This is a genomic window from Variovorax sp. J2L1-78 (assembly GCF_030317205.1).
Classification (GTDB): Bacteria; Pseudomonadota; Gammaproteobacteria; order Burkholderiales; family Burkholderiaceae_C; genus Variovorax; species Variovorax arabinosiphilus.
On sequence record NZ_JASZYB010000001.1, the window covers coordinates 565,711 to 585,243 of the forward strand.

At 62.6% G+C, this 19,533-nt stretch carries 17 protein-coding genes, 1 tRNA gene and 1 pseudogene; 6 read left to right on the forward strand and 13 right to left on the reverse strand.

The window, feature by feature from the left end:
* The first annotated feature begins 34 nt into the window (after positions 1-34).
* Positions 35-1,669, forward strand: coding sequence for a nitric oxide reductase transcriptional regulator NorR (norR, locus tag QTH86_RS02685; protein WP_286646204.1), 1,635 nt, complete (start codon positions 35-37; stop codon positions 1,667-1,669).
* 21 nt (positions 1,670-1,690) lie between these two features.
* Here norR and QTH86_RS02690 read toward each other — a convergent pair whose 3' ends face one another.
* Both QTH86_RS02690 and QTH86_RS02695 read right to left on the reverse strand, forming a co-directional pair.
* Positions 1,691-2,293 (reverse strand): glutathione S-transferase family protein, encoded by a 603-nt coding sequence (locus QTH86_RS02690; RefSeq protein ID WP_286646203.1) that lies wholly within the window; start codon positions 2,291-2,293, stop codon positions 1,691-1,693.
* A gap of 56 nt (positions 2,294-2,349) precedes the next feature.
* Positions 2,350-2,423, reverse strand: a tRNA-Gly gene (locus QTH86_RS02695).
* A gap of 334 nt (positions 2,424-2,757) precedes the next feature.
* On the opposite strand from QTH86_RS02695, the gene QTH86_RS02700 reads away from it, so the two are divergent.
* From QTH86_RS02700 to QTH86_RS02710, 3 genes are all read left to right on the forward strand, one after another.
* Positions 2,758-3,786 carry a hypothetical protein gene (locus tag QTH86_RS02700; protein WP_286646202.1) on the forward strand — a complete coding sequence of 343 codons (1,029 nt, stop codon included), beginning with the start codon at positions 2,758-2,760 and terminating at the stop codon, positions 3,784-3,786.
* An 88-nt stretch (positions 3,787-3,874) separates the two neighbouring features.
* On the forward strand, positions 3,875-4,324 hold the full coding sequence (locus tag QTH86_RS02705) for a hypothetical protein (protein WP_286646201.1): 450 nt from the start codon (positions 3,875-3,877) through the stop codon (positions 4,322-4,324).
* A 127-nt stretch (positions 4,325-4,451) separates the two neighbouring features.
* Positions 4,452-4,709, forward strand: a complete 258-nt coding sequence (locus QTH86_RS02710; protein ID WP_286646200.1) for a hypothetical protein — start codon at positions 4,452-4,454, stop codon at positions 4,707-4,709.
* A gap of 299 nt (positions 4,710-5,008) precedes the next feature.
* Here QTH86_RS02710 and QTH86_RS02715 read toward each other — a convergent pair whose 3' ends face one another.
* The 5 genes and pseudogenes from QTH86_RS02715 to QTH86_RS02735 form a co-directional block, all read right to left on the reverse strand.
* Positions 5,009-5,623: an HNH endonuclease family protein gene (locus QTH86_RS02715; RefSeq protein ID WP_286646199.1), complete on the reverse strand. Its 615-nt coding sequence runs from the start codon at positions 5,621-5,623 to the stop codon at positions 5,009-5,011.
* Positions 5,620-7,491 carry an AAA family ATPase gene (locus QTH86_RS02720; RefSeq protein WP_286646198.1) on the reverse strand — a complete coding sequence of 624 codons (1,872 nt, stop codon included), beginning with the start codon at positions 7,489-7,491 and terminating at the stop codon, positions 5,620-5,622. Before QTH86_RS02720 ends, QTH86_RS02715 begins: the two co-directional genes overlap by 4 nt.
* Before the next feature lie 2 nt (positions 7,492-7,493).
* Complete coding sequence (locus QTH86_RS02725; protein ID WP_286646197.1) at positions 7,494-8,387, reverse strand: DNA-methyltransferase; 894 nt, start codon at positions 8,385-8,387, stop codon at positions 7,494-7,496.
* 145 nt (positions 8,388-8,532) lie between these two features.
* Positions 8,533-9,047, reverse strand: a pseudogene (locus QTH86_RS02730) (JAB domain-containing protein).
* A gap of 266 nt (positions 9,048-9,313) precedes the next feature.
* On the reverse strand, positions 9,314-9,772 hold the full coding sequence (locus tag QTH86_RS02735; protein WP_286646195.1) for a replication initiation protein: 459 nt from the start codon (positions 9,770-9,772) through the stop codon (positions 9,314-9,316).
* Positions 9,773-10,206: 434 nt separating this feature from the next.
* On the opposite strand from QTH86_RS02735, the gene QTH86_RS02740 reads away from it, so the two are divergent.
* Positions 10,207-11,214 carry a phytanoyl-CoA dioxygenase family protein gene (locus tag QTH86_RS02740; protein WP_286646194.1) on the forward strand — a complete coding sequence of 336 codons (1,008 nt, stop codon included), beginning with the start codon at positions 10,207-10,209 and terminating at the stop codon, positions 11,212-11,214.
* Between the two features lie 27 nt (positions 11,215-11,241).
* Here the strand turns inward: QTH86_RS02740 and QTH86_RS02745 are convergent, their stop codons facing one another.
* From QTH86_RS02745 to QTH86_RS02765, 5 genes are all read right to left on the reverse strand, one after another.
* Entirely contained in the window at positions 11,242-11,913 is a 672-nt protein-coding gene (locus QTH86_RS02745) for a GntR family transcriptional regulator (RefSeq protein ID WP_286646193.1), read from the reverse strand.
* A gap of 82 nt (positions 11,914-11,995) precedes the next feature.
* Positions 11,996-12,991, reverse strand: coding sequence for a TRAP transporter substrate-binding protein (locus QTH86_RS02750; protein ID WP_286646192.1), 996 nt, complete (start codon positions 12,989-12,991; stop codon positions 11,996-11,998).
* Between the two features lie 40 nt (positions 12,992-13,031).
* Entirely contained in the window at positions 13,032-14,297 is a 1,266-nt protein-coding gene (locus QTH86_RS02755) for a TRAP transporter large permease (protein WP_286646191.1), read from the reverse strand.
* Position 14,298: 1 nt separating this feature from the next.
* On the reverse strand, positions 14,299-14,913 hold the full coding sequence (locus QTH86_RS02760; RefSeq protein WP_286646190.1) for a TRAP transporter small permease: 615 nt from the start codon (positions 14,911-14,913) through the stop codon (positions 14,299-14,301).
* Positions 14,914-14,951: 38 nt separating this feature from the next.
* Entirely contained in the window at positions 14,952-15,866 is a 915-nt protein-coding gene (locus tag QTH86_RS02765) for a dihydrodipicolinate synthase family protein (protein WP_286646189.1), read from the reverse strand.
* A 370-nt stretch (positions 15,867-16,236) separates the two neighbouring features.
* On the opposite strand from QTH86_RS02765, the gene alaS reads away from it, so the two are divergent.
* The gene (gene alaS, locus QTH86_RS02770) at positions 16,237-18,861 is read left to right on the forward strand and encodes an alanine--tRNA ligase (protein WP_286646188.1); all 2,625 of its coding nucleotides are present in this window, start codon (positions 16,237-16,239) and stop codon (positions 18,859-18,861) included.
* A gap of 22 nt (positions 18,862-18,883) precedes the next feature.
* Here the strand turns inward: alaS and QTH86_RS02775 are convergent, their stop codons facing one another.
* On the reverse strand, positions 18,884-19,471 hold the full coding sequence (locus tag QTH86_RS02775) for a TetR/AcrR family transcriptional regulator (protein WP_286646187.1): 588 nt from the start codon (positions 19,469-19,471) through the stop codon (positions 18,884-18,886).
* Positions 19,472-19,533 lie beyond the last annotated feature (62 nt).

Below are 19,533 nucleotides of genomic sequence, written 5' to 3' on the forward strand. Positions count from 1 at the left end.
CGATTCGTGTCTTGATGACATGCATCGTGTCTCGATGACGACAAATCCGCTGCTCCAGTCCCTCATTCCGCTCGTCGGCGACATCGCCCGCGACCTGCCTGCGGCCGAGCGCTACCGGCGCCTGCTGCATGCCCTGCGCGTGCTGCTGCCGTGCGACGCGGCCGCGCTGCTGCGGCTCGAAGGCGACCTGCTGGTGCCGCTGGCCGTCGACGGGCTCAGTGCCGACACGCTGGGGCGGCGCTTTCGCATCGACCAGCACCCCCGCTTCGCCGCGTTGCTCGAGGCCCGCGGACCGCTGCGTTTTCCGGCCGACAGCCCCTTGCCGGACCCCTATGACGGGCTGGTCGACGGTGTGGATGGCCACCTGCCGGTGCACGACTGTGTCGGCTGCACCGTGCACCTGGACGACCGGCCCTGGGGCTTGCTGACGCTCGACGCGCTCGACCCCGACCGGTTTTCCGAGGCCGACCTGGCCACGCTGCAGTCCTTCGGCCATCTGGCCGCCGCCACGGTCAGCGTGGCCGGCCGCATCGCACAGCTCCAGTCGCGTGTCGAGCGCGAAAGCCTGCGCGCCGAGGGCTTCCGGCTGGCGGCCGGGCCGCGCACGCGCAGCCTGATCGGCCGCAGCCCGGCCCTGCGCGAGTTGCAGAAGCAGATCGACCTGGTCGCCGGCAGCGACCTGCCGGTGCTCATCCAGGGCGAGACCGGCGTCGGCAAGGAGCTGGTCGCCGAGGCGCTGCACGCGGCCTCGTCGCGCGCGGCGCGGCCGATGATCAGCCTCAACTGCGCCGCGCTGCCCGACACGCTGGTCGAGAGCGAGCTCTTCGGCCATGTGCGCGGCGCCTTCACCGGCGCGGTGGGCGAGCGGCCTGGCAAGTTCGAGCTGGCGAACGGCGGCACGCTCTTCCTCGACGAGGTCGGCGAGCTGGCGCTGCCGGTGCAGGCCAAGCTGCTGCGCGTGTTGCAGAGCGGACAGTTGCAGCGGCTGGGCTCCGACCGTGACCACCACGTCGACGTGCGCCTCATCGCGGCGAGCAACCGCAACCTGGCCGACGAGGTGCGGGCCGGGCGCTTGCGCGCGGACTTCTACCACCGGCTCAGCGTGTATCCCTTGCCGGTGCCGCCGCTGCGCGAGCGCGGGCGCGACGTGCTGCTGCTCGCCGGCTTCTTCCTGGAGGAGAGCCGCTCGCGCCTCGGGCTGGGCGGGCTGCGGCTCGACGCCGGTGCGCAGGCCGCGCTGCTCGCCTACGACTGGCCGGGCAACGTGCGGGAGCTGGAGCATCTGCTCGGCCGCAGCGTGCTGAAGGCGCTGGGACGCCACGCGCAGCGGCCGCGCATCCTCAGCCTGGAGGCGGTCGACATGGACCTGCCGGGCAAGGCCGGTGGGGCGCTGGTTGACACGGCGGCCGACGAGGCCGTCGCCGCGTCGGCACCCGTCCCGTCGTTGGCGTCATCGGGACGCGGCGAGGGCCGCAGCCTGCGCGATGCCGTGCAGGCCTTCGAGCGAACGCTCGTCGTCGACACGCTGGCGGCGAATGGCTTCAACGGCGCGGCCGCAGCGCGCGCGCTCGGCATCGACCGAGGCAACCTGGTGCGCCTGGCCAAGCGGCTCGGGGTGTCGATGCAGCGCCCCGAGGCACGGGAACATCCGCCGGTCGGCGGCCGTTGAACGGCACGCCGCCGGGCCTTGTCAGGGCGCGGTGCGCCCGAAGGCCGGCACCCGCTGCGCGAAGCCGTCGAGCCACGACACCAGCGCTGGTTGCGTCGCGCGCCAGCTGCCCTCCAGACGGAAGTCGAGGTAGCCGAGGGCGCAGGCCAGCGTGATCTCGCCGATGCTCGGCCCCGCCGGTCGCGCGACCGGCAGGCGCGCCGAGAACGCGTCCAGTGCGCGCGACACCTTGCCGCGCTGATGTTCCAGCCACGACTCGACATGGTGCTCGGCCGGGCGGTAGCGACGTTCATACACCTGCAGCAGCGCCGCATCGAGGATGCCGTCGGCCAGCGCCTGCTCGCGCAGCACGCCGATGCGCTCGGGCCCGGCCGGAATCAGCAGATCGCGGCCATCCAGCGCGTTGAGGTAGTCGACGATCACGCGCGAGTCGAACAGCGTGTCGCCGTCGTCCAGCAGCAGCGTGGGGATCTTGCCAAGCGGGTTGTGGCGCCGCACCGGGTCGTCCGGGTTGTTGGTGTCGGCGGTCAGCACGGCGATGCGGTCGGTCATGCCGAGCACGTCAATGGCGATGCGGACCTTGCGGCCGAAGGGCGAGGGGGGTGAACTGAGGAGGGTGGCCATGGGCGGCGATGCGGGATCGGTCAGTGGATCCGGCCGGCCCCGGCGGTCTGGAAAGGTGGAGCGGGTGAAGGGAATCGAACCCTCGTATGAAGCTTGGGAAGCTGCCGTTCTGCCATTGAACTACACCCGCATCTTAAGTCGTTGATTTAAAACAACTTTTCGAGACCGAAACTATATGATGCGTTAGTTCGGTGGGGGTAATTCTACTCACACTGCCAGCCAACTCACGCAACTGATGGCCGTCGTTTCAGGCCGGCACATCCGTGACCTACGGCAGCTACTTGGAGCAGCGGCGCCTCGGTGTCTACTACTATCGCCAGAGGGGTGGAGGTCGACGGCAGGCAGATTGTAAAGAGGGTTAGGGCCCGAATCAGTCAGGTTCCTAGGAGCAATCCTTGACTATTGTCAGAATGCAACCGGGACGCCCGCCATAGTCTTGGCTAGCTTGAAATGGAATTGACCCGTTGAGTGATCTGATAACACAATTGATCAGGGCAGAGCGGCTGCTTCTGGAAACCACTCTTCAAAGCTGCAGTCCATTCGAAGGCCGCGATCGCGCGAGGGTGCTACACGCCGATGTTTTGATGGAGACTACGAAGGCGATCCCGAAGGAGCCCGCCGACGGGGCTGCATTTCCCGTGGAGTACCAACGACTGGCCCTGTCAGCAGAAACTCTGCAAGCTATTGATCAGGCGTTCGCAGGTGGTAGCACATTCCGGGATAAGCCTGTCACTGCTGAGCACATTTGCCAGGCTCGGGAGTTTGTTCAGCACCACTATGGGTTCGACGTTTCTACGGTGCCAGTGAAGCTTTCGCAGGTACCCCAAACGGAAAGCGTCGAAGGCTTCTTCATGTCTTGCGGCATCGCAGAAGGGGCTGTCTTTCTACCTTCTGTGTTCTGCTCACCTGTCGAACTGATTGTCCACGAGCTCGGGCACGCGATGCACACGACCATTCGTCGACAGCAGAGGCCGACCGACTACCGGTTCTGGATTGACTGGAATTCGATCGGGCCCGAGATGTGCGCGTATCACGCGCAGTTCAGTTACTTGATCAAGCATGGCACCAAAGAGCAGTTCTATGTGGCACTTGGAGCCTTGCTCACCAGCGTGTCGCAGCTTCTGTGCTTGTTGACTCTGAGCGCAAAGCTGTCGAAAGAGGAATTTCAGGAATACGCGCCAGTGCAGGCTTATCAAAACACTGTAGCGTGGAAAGCGCTACTTGATATGTACGGCGGAATGCATCCAACGCATCCAAACTCGAAGCAGAACATCGCCGTTGCGGTAAGTGGGTTCACCAGGGGCATTGGGTTGGCGCTCGCGCTCAAATTGATCGGTGAGCCGCAGGGACTCGTTGCGTTCATGAAGGAGGACACTGTAGCGAAGCCAATCCTCCTTAAGCTCAACGAAGCGTTCCCGCACCACAAAGATCTGGGCTATCTGGACGACATCAACGAGGTGATTTCTCAAATCAGTGCCCGAATGCTTGCATAGCGTGGACACCCGGCGGTAATCAGAGGTGGTCCCAGCATCGTCGATTCGTCGTCTGTGGCCGGAAACGTGAACGACAGGCGGCGAACTGATGACACCGATCAGCAAAGGAGAAGAGATGAAAAAACTAGTGGCAGTCCGAGGTGCGGCCAATCATGGAAAAAGCAGTTCCATCAAGAAGTTCTACGAGCTTTTGATGCATCAGCACCCCGCCGCGCATGCCGAGGAGATTTTCGTAGGCAACGACATTACCGTCATCGTCACGGTCGATGGGATGAAAATCGGAATTGAAAGTCAGGGCGACCCGAATAGCAGGTTGTTTGCAAGCCTTGCTCGGTTCGTTCGGGAAGGGTGTGAAGTGATTGTTTGCGCTACGCGAACTAGAGGCAGGACTGTTGAGGCCGTCGCCTCATTAAGCGCCAAGTATCAAGTTGAGTGGCTTGAGAAAGAGTACGTGCCAACACCAGAGTTGCACGGTGCTGCTAACACAATGCTCGCAAAAAAAATACTCTGCTCTGTCCAAGCTGCGCTCGACGCGTAGGAGCGTGAAGAGTGTATGGCCCCCAGGTGACGGGCGATCTGGTTCATATGGCTAGCGATGTCGTTGAGTCGGCCTGGCAGGCCAGCAAGATGTGCTGCTTGTTGAACGGTGAGTCGGCGTCACTCCGGTGGACGACCTGCTGACGGACATACTGGGCGATGCTGCCGAAGCCCTACGACAAGGCGCGGGCGCAGATGGTAGCGTGCTCGTCGGACGAGACCCTGGTTTTTACGCGGCGAGTGTGCAGGTGTTGCTGCCCAGCCTGTCCGGCCTGTTGCTTAATGACGGTGTCGGCGACCTCGTGATGGTCGGCGGGCGGTATGGTGATGGTGTAGATGGCGGCGTCCTTTCTTTTTGTTGTTGTGCCGTGCCGTTGCACTGTTGAGCGCCAGCGGGGGGCGCCGAGAGGGGTATGGGGGAACCCCATCAAGGACCTGTTCGCAGTCGGCGGATAGGTTGACTTTGCTTGTTCATTCCTATTCTCTCACTCCCTGATTTCATTCAAGCAAATGACGACGGGAATGCAAATGCCGGCAAACTGTTTCCGACGAATGGTGTGATCTGGGGATGTGCGGTCCGGCTCAATGGTTGGGCGCTAAACCTGCGACGGATCTTTGAGGTATTTAGACTATCTTGCAGCCTTGGCTGGAACACCTGTGCGCTCGTGTCCAAGCATCTAACAACCTATGACGGCATCTTGAAGAGGTCGGCCGCACTTTCTTCAATTCCTTGCCTCACAACCTCTTGGGCTAAAAATGGACGTCGTTTTGTAAGGTACCCCAGTGCCACTTCACCTTGCGCGAACATGTACATGACATCGCAACGGTCCTGAACAAATGAATCGTCATCATTGAGTTTAAGGGCGGCAATCGTCGCCATGACTCTATCCCGCGTCTCATCATCCAATCCATCACCTGGGCGGACTAGGCAGCTTGGAAAATCAATTACGAACCATCCTGGCTTGACCGAAAATGGATCTATAACTTCTTGGATTCCCTTGTGACCATTAACACGGTGCATGCATAGCCGGAAATTGCTCCATTCATAGGCTTGCTGCGGAAAAGCCGATTTACTTCGAAAATGATCGATAGAGCCATTAGGCACATCCAAATATCTGCACGTGTACGCACACACCCGGCTGTATGCCTCGTAAACTTCCTGTGCAGCATTTTTCCAGAACCCGGCCTTGCTGAACTGCGCATGCGTCGGATTTGGCGTCACTGCCAGAAACGCAGCGCCAGGTTGCCGAACTTTTACATGAAAATTATGCGGTTCGGGTTGTGGTCTGACCGGAATCAATCTGCGACTCCAAACCGCTCTGCAAACGCCACCCAGCGCGGCCAAAAGCGGTCATCCGAAGCAATGTGCAGCTTAAGTCGCTCGTGGACGGCTCGAATTTCGCTTGCGGTCCCTGTGCCTTTCAATTGAATCGATTTTGCAGCTTCAATCGCACTCTCACCCTCATTCGACCGTGCGTGGCGCAACTCGAAAACGGGGGAGGTGAGCCACGAAGAGACATCGCCGAACGCAACGTACTCAACCTCTTTTAGCGACACCTCTTGACTCACTTCCAAATCAAGGTGAAACAACTTGTCAGTCGTTGCGTCAAAGACGCTTTCCGATGAAGCCATTACTAAAGGTGAGTGCGTGGCTACTATGTATTGCGCCTTTAGAGTCGGGGCAAGTAAACCACTCAATTCCATAAGCGCCGGCAAGAATGACCGCTGCCATTTTGGATGCAGATGAGCCTCCAACTCATCAACAAGAACCACCATGCGTCGCTGAGGGGCTGCCTGCGCCATGTCAGCAGCGATCAAATGCTCATGCCAAGCCCAAACTATTAAGTAGGCTAAAGTCACGATACGCCGTACACCAGCGGACGCATAGACGATAGGGGTTTCGCCATACGGATGGATAAGGGTGGGAATATCGCGAGGATCATCTGGAATTCGCACAGTTGGTCCGGGCCGAAGCCTACCTAGATCAGGCGGTGACAGCTTGGCAAGCACTAGTTCAAAACTCTTGAACTGTTCTCCTTGTGGATTACTTTGCCACCTAACCCAATCTCTTACCAAGCCTTCAATACGCCCGGGCAAGCCGTCCCAAACTTCCTTGCTAGAAAAAACCGTTTTCCCCTCTTTGAGGGAGTGATTGCTTGGCAACGACTGGCGCGCAGGGTCCCACACAGCAAACGACCCATCGACGCGCGCATACACTATCAGTCCTGCTATGGTGGGCCGTTCCTTTGGCATCGGCCAACTTAGGGTTTTCCAGTCAAAGGCAATGGTCTTTTTAGTAGCTTTTGCTTTTTCTCCGGAAATGGCAAACGCAATGGCAACGTCCGAATTCTTTCGCCCGGGATTGGGATAGGACGGTCGCCCGGCCCAAGTCCCGGTAAGCGCCCACCAAGCGGCTTCTAGCAAAAATGACTTTCCTAAGCCGTTATCCCCAGTTATCAAACTAAGGCGATCAGCCGGCTGCAATATAAATTCATGAGCAGGCCCAAGCCCTTTAGTAGCAAGATAAGATAGAGTGCCGCCCTCGTCCGGCCGAGCGTCAGGGGGCGCAGGGAGAAGTTCACGCAAGTCTTCCCAAGTGGAAACATCGTCCTGAAACACTTCCTCGATGCGTTCGAGGGGAACAACCGGGTCAAAAAGGCTCGCAAGCTCGGAAGACGTTATTGAGTAGTCCTGAACGAATGTCGTAACGACATCGTCGAGCACTGCGTCCTCCGGCCAGTCCCGTTCCCGATATAGCCAAACGGCGAGATCAAAGGCAGGAATGCGCTGGCCCTTAGGAAGCTTGCTAGCAAGAAACGAAACATAGTCTTCAGCCCAAGACCAAATGCGAGAATTATGAGGGTGTATGAACGCTCCGAGGAAGCTTCGCGTGTTAACCGACTGAAGTCCTTTCGCGGAATAGTCGGGCCGTACCCATTTTTTCTCACGGTCGGCTGACTTGAACGGCTGAAAGAACCAGTCTGATCCCGGGTCAAGGCGATGATGCTGCTTCAAAAAAGAATCTGTATGCGCATCGAGCGGAAACACCGTCTCTTTTCCCACAGGCAAGCCCGCAATCTTGCAAGCGACGAACGTGATCCCGTGGAAGGAGTGAACCCCAGCAAGCGCCTGAATAGACTGTACAATCTGTTTTGGGGTGAAGTACATCGTTACAATTGGCGCAATTGATTCGCAGAATAAACGCAAAATTCCCGGTTCAGATCAATTCCGATGGCTGGCCTTCCCATTGCAACGGCGACCCGCGCCGTAGTTCCGCTTCCAAGAAACGGATCCAATACGACCCCGCCTTCGGGACAGCCAATTTCAAGGCAGCGCCTGACGAGGTCATCTGGAAAAGGGGCGGTGTCGAGGCCATTGCCACGAGGGCGCGCAGCAATGGTCCACATGTCTTCTTCGACTTTTTGATCGATTAGGGGCTGCTTGTTAAAGAAGTACTTTCTGTTCTGAGCGAACATGAAAAGATTCTCATAACTCCTAGTTGGCCGATCTGCAACTGACTCCGGAAGGCAATTTTCGCGATGCCAAATGATGGGGCTGCGTAAGACCCAGCCACGGCCTGCCATCTCTAATGCGACGCGCCAAGGAATCCCGATGGCGGATTTTCGCTGAAGGTTGATACCAAGGCCGCCGCTCTTGTCAACGGCCCTTAGCCCAAAACGCCGCTTTCCACTCTTCCTGTCCGTGCCGTGAGACTTACCTTTGCCGGAGTAATAGGTATCCCCCAAGTTGACAAACAGAAGGCCATCCTGTCTTAGCACGCGCTTAATTCCATCCATAACGCGGCACAGAGAGTCCACATAGCCTGCCACCGTTTCTTCTAGACCGATCTGACCGTCCACGCCGTAGTCGCGCAACCAGTAATAGGGAGGAGAAGTCACCACGCAGTGCACGCTCGCGGCCGGCAATTTGCCCAAGATCTCTTCGGAGGAGCCTTGATAAACGCTCCACTGGGCGCCCTGAGACGAAGCCCCATGCCACTCAGTTTGGGCGGGGTCGTCCGTCGCGACGAAGAGTTGTTCTGGAGATGGTTTACGTTTGGTCAAGGAAGCGTCTGTAAAATGGAGCCGAGCAGCGCAAACGATGCGTGTAGCCGGTATCGCAGCGAGTGTAGCTAGTCTGAATTTCGGTCGTTCACCCACGGGTGAAGGTTGTTTGGAGGCCTTGGCAAACAGTCCGAAGGCCCCGCCGTCACAGCAGCCCCCGCTCCGCCATGGACAGCGTTAAGCACCCCGCCACGATGATGTGGTCGATCATCCGGACATCCACCAGCGCCAGCGCCGACTTCAGCGTTTGAGTCAGCATCTCGTACGCCCGTGACGGCTCCGCACTGCCCGAAGGATGGTTGTGCACGAAGGTGACCGCTGAGTGTTGAGCTTCAGCGCGTCCTTGACCACCTCGCGTGGATAGACCGATGTCTGGCTGACCGTGCCCCGGAACATCTCCACGTCCTCTACGACCCGATGCTGCAAGTCCAAGTGCAGGACCGCGAACACCTCATGCTCCAACCCTGCCAGCCGGAATTTGAGGAAGTCCTTGACCATCTGCGGGGACGGCAGCTTATCGGTGCCGTGCACCCGGCTTGCCAGCAGGCATGGAGCAGCCTTCAGGATTTGATCATCGCCTGCCGGACGGTAGCTGCCTGCGACATCGCGCACCAGCAATGCCGAAGTGTCAGCGTAGAACGTAGTGAACGATCGAGAGATGAGAAGAGGTCGTGTGCCATGGTCGGCTCCGCGAATCAGGCGGCCCGAGACCGGAAGCAGCACGCCGCAGCGTAGTTGTCACAGGTGCGAGGACGGCCGAGGACTGCTGTTGGATGATGGGCAACCAGGTTTCTTCGCTACTGTAGCTATGGACGGCGCCGTAGGCCCGTAACACGCAAGGTGTTGAAGAGTTCGTGGTTGCAGCCTCGTGAGGTCTCATCGCCGCGTAGGCGAACGGCGGTTTTCCGGGGCTGCAAGTCAAGGTACTAGGCGACGTCGCTCAGGTGGTATTCGGGTGGGAACGTTTCCGCGATCCAGCGGTCATGCAGCGGGTTTTTTGTGAGGGTGTGGGTGAAGGTTGCATCGGCACCGAGGCGCCGGGTCATCTCATCTTGCAGGGCCTCAAAGTAGTCCTGGGTCTGGCTTCTGGCCTTGCCGTGGTACGCGACAGGCGTGACGAGACGATAGAGGTAGTGGCAGTGCCCATTCGCCCGGTTGGTGGTGACGATGGTCGGCACGGGCACATGCAGCTCTTCAAAACGACGTGCGGCACCGGGGAAGTCCAAGTCCAGGCTCAGGTAGGGCCTGTACATCGGATTCAGCCCGCAATAGGCGAACTGGTCGACCTTCGCGCGCTTACGGTAGCGGGTGCCTTCGGCGAAGTCGTTCGTGGTGAGAACGGCCGTGTTGAAGTGGTTGTAGAAGTCCTGGAGTTTCTGGTTCATCCTTGCCTGTCGGTAGTGATGAACACAACTAACAAGAAAAAAGGAAAAGTCAAATCCACCCCGCCGCGAACCTGCCGCGTGCTCCGACCCCACCCGCGTTAAATTAGGTGGGTCAGACCGAAGTGTCAGTTGCGACCTGTAGTTTCGGTTTCGGAAAACGAAGAAGCCGTTGTAAATCAACGGCTTACGTTTGCGCGGGCAATATGGACAGTTGTGCCATTGAACTACTCCCCCGCAGCGGGCGCGGATTCTAACTAGGCTAACCGTTGCCAGCCGGGCAACAAGTGTGAACTTTTCTCTTCACTTTGCGGTTCCGATGGCATATAAACGCCCGTCGGATTACCGTCGTTCCGACACGTGACCGACGACCTTGGCCCCTCAGACCGCGAGGAGCCAGGCGTTCCGAGTCCAACAACAACCATCGAGGGCGCATCGTGATTGAACTGAAAACACCGCGGGGCCTGGCCGTGTCCGTGCCCGAAACGGAGGCGGAAGATCCGTCGGAAAAATTCTCCGTCGACGACGTCGAGGGGTTCCGCAACTACTACCGCGAGAACGGTTACGCGATCGTCAAGGGCCTGCTGACGCGCGAGCAGTGCAGCAAGATCCGCCAGCTGTGGGAGACGGAGGTCAAGCCCTTCGACGGCTTCATGTATCGCCAGGCCACGGCCAAGGTCGAGCGGCACGAGAAGAACGACAAGGGTTGGATCATGAATCCAATCCTGAACCTCCAGAGCGTCGATCCGGGCAACTTCCCGCAGTTCCGCTCCTACGCCACCACCAGCATCCTGGGCGACGAGCGCCTGGCCGGCGCTTTCGAGAGCCTGCTGGAGGACACGCCGAAGATCGTCCAGTCGATGTATTTCGAGGGCAACTCGGCGACCTGGGAGCACCAGGACAGCTACTACCTCGACTCGGAAACCATCGGCGAGATGGCCGCCGCCTGGATCGCGGTGGAAGACATCTCGCCGAAGGCGGGGCGCTTCTTCATCTGCCCCGGCTCGCACAAGATCAAGCTCGACGACCATGCGCTGTACAACAACATCGCCGAGAACCACGAGGGCTACATCCTCTCGGTGGTCAAGAAGATCAAGGAAGACAAGCTGCCGATCCGCGCGCCCGTGCTGAACCAGGGCGACGTGCTGTTCTGGAATGCGTGGACCATCCACGGCTCGCTCGACAGCCAGGACGCGACGCACTCGCGCTCGTCCATCACCTGCCATGCGATCCCGAACAAGAAGAAGTTCCTGCAGCTACAGACGCGCACCTTCGACCTGCCCACCGAGAAGGTCAACCGCGCCTACATGTTCAAGCCGAAGGACCTGAAGAAGCCGAAGAACAGGCTGGTGTTCTTCATCGAGTCGCACTTTCCCGGCGCCTTTTACTGGCTGAAGAAGCGCGCGATCATCTACATGGTCAAGCGCAAGCACCGCATGGCGTGACGGCGACGCGCCGGCCTCAGTTGTCGCTCAGTTGTCGATAACCCGCCGCGCGAAGCGTTCCAGGTAGTCGAGCAGCCGGTTGGCGCCGGCCACGGCCGCGGCTTCGTCGCCGGTGGCGATGCCCTGGGCCAGTTCCATGTGCGCGTCGGCGGCCTCGACGATGTCGCCCTCGTGCTGGTAGGCGTACCAGAAGCGCCGGCACTGCACGATGAGCGGTGCGACGCCCATCACGGCCGACTGGTTGCGGCTGGCCCGGTGGTTGACGCGGTCGAGCTCGTGGTCGGCCGCCATGTAGTCGTCGAGGTGGCCGCGCGCGGCGGCCTTCACCATCTTCTCGGCGCAACGCACGATGTCCTTGCGCTCCGCCGCCGTGGCACGGCGCGCCGAACAGGACGCGATGAGCGTTTCGAGCACGCGCCGCGTCTGGACCACGTCGAGGTGGTCGGCCAGGTCGATGCCCGACACCAGCAGGCCCCGCCGCGGCTGCTGGTCGATCAGCCCGACCGAGGTCATGCGCAGCAGCGCTTCGCGCACGGGGGTGCGGCCGAGGCCGGTGCGTTCGGCGATCTCGGCTTCGACCACCGGGCTGCCGGGCTCCAGCTGCAAAGTGACGATGAGCGTTTCGATCGCGTCGTAGGCCATGTCGGCGGCGCGGCGCCGGGGCGCACCACCCGGGGAAGACGTAACTGCAGCAGGCATCGTGGGTGAGGTTTCGCGAAAGGGCACCGGGCGGGCGCATTCTCCCATCGCCGACGGGAGGGCGCGCCCGCGTCGGCGGGGCTCAGAGCGTGGCGCCGATCTTGCGCAGCTCGGCGATGGCCGGCGCCTTGGGCAGCCAGATCTTGTCGAACTCGGCGATCAGCGGCGCGGGGTTGAAGGCCGTGTCGTTCTTGATCACGAGGTTGGTGGCCTTGAACTTGTCGATCAGACCGAGTTCCGTCGTCACGATCTCCTTGATCTGCGCGTCGAGCGACTGCTTCACCAGGTCGGTGATCAGCGCCTTGTCCTTGGCGTCCAGCGTCTGCCAGATGCGGCCCGACACCAGCGGCGCGAAGGGCATGAACAGCGCGTTCATCGGCAGCATGACCTTGGCCACCTTGTCGAAGCGCGCGTTCCACGAGAACTCGATGTCGGCTTCCAGCCCGTCGACCTGGCCGTTCGACATCGCATCGAACACGGCCGGCGTGGGGATGGGCGTCGGTGCGGCGCCGAGCATCTGATAGAAGTCGCGGTAGACCGGCGTCGGGTTGATGCGCAGCTTCATGCCCTTCAGGTCGGTCGGCGTCGAGATGTCCTTGGTCGCGAACACCACGCGCATGCCGGTGATGCCCCAGCCCAGGCCGACGGTGCCGGTCTCGCGCGGCAGCACGTCGAGCAGCTTCAGCGCGGCGGGCGTGCGCACCAGGGATGCGACGTTGGTGGTCGAGCGCACCAGGTAGGGCGCGTTGATAGCGGCCACGCTGGAAACGCGCGAGCCCAGCTCGGCGGCCTGGATCCAGCCCATGTCGAGCGCGCCCGACTGCAGCTGCTGCATCATGGCCGACTCGTTGCCGAGCTGGCCCGAATGGAAGACGGTGACGCTCAGGCGGCCGTCGGTCGCCTTCTTGAGCGACTCGCCGAAGGCCACCGCGGCGCGGTTCCACGAGTGGCCGGCCGGGGTGATCAGGCCCAGGCGGAATTCCTTGGCCGTGGCGGCGCGCACCATCGGCGAGAAGAGGGCGGACGAGGCGGCGGTGCCGGCCGCGGCCTGGACGAACTGGCGACGGGAGAGGGACATGCGAAGCTCCGGTTGAGGTGGAAAGGAAGGGCGCGAAGAACTACTTCAAGAGGGCGAGCGACAGGCTCGGGAACAGCGACAGGATCACCAGCGCCACGCAGCAGATGAGGAAGAAGGGCATCGTGACGATGAACATCTTTCCGGGCTTGGCGCCGGTGACGGCCGAGGCCACGAAGAAGCTCAGCCCGACGGGCGGCGTCATGAGGCCGAGCACCAGGTTGATCACCACCACCACGCCGAAGTGGCGCGGGTCGATGCCGTAGATGTCGGTGGCGATGGGCAGCAGGATGGGCACCGTCATGATCAGGCCGGGGATGCCGTCGATCACGGTGCCGATCACCAGCAGGATCACGTTGGTCAGCAGGAGGAAGGTGACCGGGTCCTTTGCCACGGTCTGGATCCACGCGGCGGTGGCCTGTGGCACCTTGCCGTAGATGAGCAGCCACGAGAACACCGCAGCCGCTGCCACCAGGAACAGCACCACGGCCGAGTAGATGGCCGACTTGAGCAGGATCTGAGGAATCATCCCGTAGCGGAATTCCTTCGTCACGTAGCGGCCCACCAGCACCGCGGCCACGGCGCCGACGGCCGCCGCTTCGGTCGGGTTCGCGAAGCCGCCGAGGATGGAGCCGACGATCACGATCGGGATCAGCAGCGTGGGGCAGGCGGTGATCACGGTGTGCAGCCGCTGCTTGAGCGTGCGCTTCTCGGTGCGCGGGTAGTTGTAGATCAGGCCCATGCAGGCGATCACGATGAAGAACAGCACCGTGAGGATCACGCCGGGGATGATCCCGGCGATGAGCATGTCGCCCACCGCCACCTGCGCGAGCACGCTGTAGACCACGAACATCACCGAGGGCGGGATGATCGGGCCGAGCATGCCGCCGTACACCGTGAGGCCGGCGGCGAAGGTCTTGTCGTAGCCCTGCTTCTCCATCTCCGGCACCATGATCTGGCTCATGATCGCGACCTGCGCCGTGGCCGAGCCGATGATCGACGACACCAGCATGTTCGCCAGGATGTTCACGTAGGCGAGGCCGCCCTTGACCGAGCCGATGAAGGCCAGCGCGAGGTCCACCAGCCGCTTGGTGATGCCCCCGCCGTTCATGATCTCGCCGATGAGGATGAACAGCGGAATCGCGATGAGGCTGTAGCTGTCGACCCCGCCGAACATCTGTGTCGGGAAGGACTGGAACAGCACCGTGTCGCCCGAGTTCAGGATGAAGACGATGCCCGACAAACAGAGGCAGGCGCCGATTGGCACGCCGACCAGCATGATGAGGAGGAAGAATCCGGTGGTCAGCATGTCAGTTCACCACGTCCGCGTTGGCGATGTTGAATTCGGCATGGCTGCGCTTGGGCTGCAGGCCGAGGTCTTCGATCAGGTTCGACAGCGCATGCACGCTCAACGTCACCGAGAAGATCGGCAGGATCAGCTGGATCGCCCAGACCGGCCAGTTGAGTGTCTGCGTGCGCTCGGTGTAGAGGAAGTTGAAGGACTCCGCGGCGAACTCCTTCGCATCGAAGCCGTAGCGCGCGAGGCCCACCGGGTCCATGTAGATCCAGCACATCGCGAGCAGCGCCAGGCCGAGCGCCAGCACGCCGCCCGAGGCCGCGGCCTTGGCGATGCGCACGGCCCTGGCGCCCAGCTTGTCGGTCAGGAGCGTGACCGCGAAATCGAGCCGCAGCCGTGTCATGGCCGAGGCGCCGATGAAAGTCAGCCAGACCACGCAGTACACCGAGGCCTCGTCGACCCAGTACAGCGGAATGCCGCCGTAGCGCGTCACCACGTTCAGCATGACCAGCACGATGAGCAGGCCCATGAGGCCGGTGAGCAGATGGCGTTCGCAGCGCAGCACGCCGTCCGACGCGTCGAGCACCCAGCGGGTGACGCCCGCCGGTCCGTTGGCTTTTTCTTGCATGTTGTGTGGGCCTGGTGACGGGGTGACTCGGCGTGGGCTCAGGCGACCGACTGGTACTTGGCCGGGCGCGTGGCCAGTGCCTTCTTGACCACGCCTTCGATGAAGGCGCGTTCCTCGCCGATCAGCGGAAGGCGCGGGCGGCGCATGTGCTCGGTGCCCACGCCGACCAGCAGGTCGATGAGCTTCAGGTTCTGCACCAGCTTGGTCGACACGTCCAGATGCAGCATGGGCGTCATCCACTGGTAGAGCTTCAGCGCCTCGGCGAACTGGCCGGCCTTCATCAGGTCGTACAGCGCCACGGTTTCGCGCGGGAACGCGCAGCCCACGCCGGCCAGCAGGCCGTCGGCGCCGAGCGCCATCGCTTCGTAGGCCAGGTCGTCCACGCCGCAGAAGATCTGGTAGCGGTCGCCCAGCAGGTTGCGCAGGTCGGTGATGCGGCGGATGTTGTCCGTGCTTTCCTTGACGGCGACGAGCCATTCGCAGTCGGCCAGTTCCAGCATGTGCTCGGGCTTGAGGTCGACGCGGTAGGCGACCGGGTTGTTGTAGACCATCAGCGGCTTCTGCGCCGCCTTGGCCATGGCGCGCACGTTGGCCATCGCCTCGCGCGCATCGGCCACGTAGATGACCGAAGGCATCACCATGTAGCCGGCCACACCCACCTTGTTGCCGCCGTCGATGTAGCGCAGCGCCTCGCGGGTGCTGGTTTCCGACACGTTGGCCAGCACCGGGATGCGGCCGTCGGCGGCTTCGAGGGCGATCTTGGCGACCTGCAGCTTCTCTTCGAGGCTCAGCGTGCTGGCTTCGCCCAGCGAGCCGCAAGTCACCAGGCCGTGGATGCCGTTGCGGATCTGGAAGTCGATGTGCCGGGCCGTGCCTTCGGCGTCGATGCTCTCGTCGGCGTGGAACTTGGTGGTGACGGCGGGGAAGATGCCTTGCCAGCGGGGATTGCTCATTCGATGCTCCTGAGGATGAGGTTGGGAGAGAAAAGGGCGGCCGTCCGGACCTGCGCCCGATCGACTCTTTAAATATATTAGCGAGATATCAGAAATATCCGTTCAGGGTATTAGCAGATTGCGTGCCAGCGCTGGACATGCTTGATCGGGGGCTTGGATGGCCTTTCGGGGTCGTCGGCGTCGCCTGGCGGCACCGGATCGAGGCGCCATGCACACGCACGGGGCGATGGGCCCGCCCGCCCGGGTGCATCACGCGGGCCGGCAGGGCCGGAACCCGCCCAAACCTATAATCGATAGGCCAATCAAATCAAGCAGTTAGCGGGTGCATCGTTCCGCTGTGCGAGCCCCCTTGCGAGCCATTTCCCATCCCATGAGCCAGCCCACCTTCACGGTCGCGGACATCCGCAAGACCTTCCTCGACTTCTTCGCCTCGAAGGGCCACACGGTCGTGCCGTCCAGCCCGCTGGTGCCGGGCAACGACCCGACGCTGATGTTCACCAACTCGGGGATGGTCCAGTTCAAGGACGTGTTCCTCGGCGAGGACAAGCGCCCCTACGTGCGCGCCACCTCGGTCCAGGCGTGCCTGCGCGCCGGCGGCAAGCACAACGACCTGGAGAACGTGGGCTACACCGCGCGCCACCACACCTTCTTCGAGATGCTGGGCAACTGGAGCTTCGGCGACTACTTCAAGCGTGAGTCGCTGATGTGGGCCTGGGAACTGCTGACGCAGGTCTACAAGCTGCCGGCCGAGAAGCTCTGGGCCACCGTCTACATCGAGGACGACGAGGCCTACGACATCTGGACCAAGGACATCGGCCTGCCGCCCGAGCGCGTGGTGCGCATCGGCGACAACAAGGGCGGCCGCTACATGTCCGACAACTTCTGGATGATGGCGGACACCGGCCCCTGCGGCCCGTGCAGCGAGATCTTCTACGACCACGGCCCCGAGATCGCCGGCGGCCCGCCCGGCAGCCCCGACGAGGACGGCGACCGCTACATCGAGATCTGGAACAACGTGTTCATGCAGTTCGACATGCAGCCCGACGGCTCGGTCAAGAAGCTGCCCGCCCCCTGCGTCGACACCGGTATGGGCCTGGAGCGCCTGGCCGCCATCCTGCAGCACGTGCACAGCAACTACGAGATCGACATCTTCGACGCGCTCATCAAGGCCGCTGCGCGCGAGACCGGCGAGAAGGACCTGGCCAACAGCAGCCTGCGCGTGATCGCCGACCACATCCGCGCGACCGCCTTCCTGGTGGCCGACGGCGTGATTCCGTCGAACGAAGGCCGCGGCTACGTGCAGCGCCGCATCATCCGCCGCGCCATCCGCCACGGCTACAAGCTGGGCCAGAAGAAGCCCTTCTTCCACAAGCTGGTGCCCGACCTGGTCGCGCTGATGGGCGAGGCCTACCCGAAGCTGGTGGCTGACCAGAAGCACGTCACCGACACGCTCAAGGCCGAGGAAGAGCGCTTCTTCGAGACGCTGGCCAACGGCATGGAGATCCTGGACGCGGCGCTGGCCGGCGGCGCCAAGGTGCTGCCGGGCGAGGTCGCCTTCAAGCTGCACGACACCTTCGGCTTTCCGCTCGATCTGTCGGCCGACGTCTGCCGCGAACGCGGTGTGGGCATCGACGAAGCGGGCTTCAATGCCGCCATGGAAAAGCAGAAGGCGGCGGGCCGTGCCGCCGGCAAGTTCAAGATGGACCGCAACGTCGAGTACGCCGGCGCGGGCAACACCTTCACCGGCTACGAGCACCTCGAAGAGACGGCGAAGGTGCAGGCCCTGTACTTCGAAGGCGCCTCGGTCAACGAACTGAAGGAAGGCCAGCCCGGCATCGTGGTGCTCGACACCACGCCTTTCTATGCCGAGAGCGGCGGCCAGGTCGGCGACCAGGGCTTCCTCAGCGCCGAGGGCGTGCAGTTCGGCGTGGAGGACACGCAGAAGATCAAGGCCGACGTGTTCGGCCACCACGGCACGCAGACGCAGGGCACGCTCAAGGTGGGCGACACCGTCAAGGCCGCGGTCGACGGCGAGCGCCGCGCGGCGACCATGCGCAACCACAGCGTGACCCACCTGATGCACAAGGCCTTGCGCGAGGTGCTGGGCACGCACGTGCAGCAGAAGGGCTCGCTGGTCGATGCCGACAAGACGCGCTTCGACTTCGCGCACAACGCCGCGGTCACGCACGACCAGATCCTCGAGATCGAGAAGCGCGTGAACGCCGAGATCCTGGCCAATGCGCCGACGCAGGCGCGCGTGATGGACATGGAGTCGGCCCAGAAGACCGGCGCCATGATGCTGTTCGGCGAGAAGTACGGCGAGAGCGTGCGGGTGCTCGACATCGGCTCCAGCCGCGAGCTCTGCGGCGGCACGCACGTGCAGCGCACCGGCGACATCGGCCTGTTCAAGATCACCAGCGAAGGCGGCGTGGCCGCGGGCGTGCGCCGTATCGAGGCCATCACCGGCATCAACGTGCTGAGCTACCTGCAAGGCCTGGAGTCGACGGTGCAGAGCGTGGCCGCCACGCTCAAGACGCCGACGGCCGACGTGCAGGGCCGGCTCGGCCAGGTGCTCGACCAGGTGCGCGCGTTGGAACGCGAGGTCGGTTCGCTCAAGGGCAAGCTGGCGTCGTCCAAGGGCGACGAACTGCTCGCGCAGGCGATCGACATCAAGGGCGTGAAGGTGCTCGTCGCCCAGCTCGACGGCGCCGACGCCAAGACGCTGCGCGACACCATGGACAAGCTCAAGGACAAGCTCAAGAGCGCGGCCATCGTGCTGGCCGCTGTCGACGGCGCCAAGGTGCAGATCGCGGCAGGCGTCACCGCCGACGCGATGGGCAAGGTGAAGGCGGGCGAACTCGTCAACTTCGTCGCCCAGCAGGTCGGCGGCAAGGGCGGCGGCAAGCCCGACATGGCGATGGCCGGCGGCACCGACGCGAGCGGCTTGCCTGCCGCGCTGGCCTCGGTGCAGGGCTGGGTGGCCGAGCGGCTCTGATCGGGCCCCGGCGCGCCGTGCCCTAGGGCGGCGCGGCCACCAGCGCGCGGAGCACGCCTCGCAAGGTCTCCGCCGCGGCGCGGCGTTCATTCGCGTCGGCCGCCATCTGCGCCCGCACGATGGCGCCGTCGAAGGCGAGGGCGGCGCCCTGGGCCAGCGCCTCGCGGCGGGGGCCTGTCGGCAGCAGCTGCAGGATGACGTCCGTCATCTCGTCCTTGTGCGCACGCGAGATGCCGACCGCTTCGGGCAGGGCATCGGCGATCTCGACCACCGTGTTGATGAAGGCGCAGCCGCGGAAGACCGGCATGTCGATCCATTCCTGCAGCACGTCGGCGAGCAGCAGAAGGCCGCTGCCATCGGCCGCCGGCGTGTCGGCGCCGCGCCGGCCCAGCGCATCAACGAACCAGGCCATCCAGCGCGCATGGCGCAGATCGAGGAAGGCCCGCACCAATTCGTTCTTGCTCGGGAAGTGCCGGTAGAAGGTCACCTTCGTCACGCCCGACTCGGCGATGAGCCGGTCGATGCCGGTGGCCCGGATGCCATCGCGGTAGAAGAGGTCGTGTGCCGTGCCGAGGATGCGGTCGCGTGCGGAGAGGGGGGCTGCTTCCATGTCGCTCGATTGTAGACAGACCTGTCTATGCCTGATAGATTCGCGCTGCGCATGTAGACAGA

Coding starts and splice junctions, on each gene's coding strand:
- QTH86_RS02735 (WP_286646195.1), bottom strand. CDS start 9,772: ATGAACCAGAAACTCCAGGACTTCTACAACCACTTCAACACGGCCGTT.
- QTH86_RS02760 (WP_286646190.1), bottom strand. CDS start 14,913: ATGCAAGAAAAAGCCAACGGACCGGCGGGCGTCACCCGCTGGGTGCTC.
- norR (WP_286646204.1), top strand. CDS start 35: ATGACGACAAATCCGCTGCTCCAGTCCCTCATTCCGCTCGTCGGCGAC.
- QTH86_RS02745 (WP_286646193.1), bottom strand. CDS start 11,913: ATGCCTGCTGCAGTTACGTCTTCCCCGGGTGGTGCGCCCCGGCGCCGC.
- QTH86_RS02755 (WP_286646191.1), bottom strand. CDS start 14,297: ATGCTGACCACCGGATTCTTCCTCCTCATCATGCTGGTCGGCGTGCCA.
- QTH86_RS02720 (WP_286646198.1), bottom strand. CDS start 7,491: ATGTACTTCACCCCAAAACAGATTGTACAGTCTATTCAGGCGCTTGCT.
- QTH86_RS02705 (WP_286646201.1), top strand. CDS start 3,875: ATGACACCGATCAGCAAAGGAGAAGAGATGAAAAAACTAGTGGCAGTC.
- QTH86_RS02690 (WP_286646203.1), bottom strand. CDS start 2,293: ATGGCCACCCTCCTCAGTTCACCCCCCTCGCCCTTCGGCCGCAAGGTC.
- QTH86_RS02775 (WP_286646187.1), bottom strand. CDS start 19,471: ATGGAAGCAGCCCCCCTCTCCGCACGCGACCGCATCCTCGGCACGGCA.
- QTH86_RS02765 (WP_286646189.1), bottom strand. CDS start 15,866: ATGAGCAATCCCCGCTGGCAAGGCATCTTCCCCGCCGTCACCACCAAG.
- QTH86_RS02750 (WP_286646192.1), bottom strand. CDS start 12,991: ATGTCCCTCTCCCGTCGCCAGTTCGTCCAGGCCGCGGCCGGCACCGCC.
- alaS (WP_286646188.1), top strand. CDS start 16,237: ATGAGCCAGCCCACCTTCACGGTCGCGGACATCCGCAAGACCTTCCTC.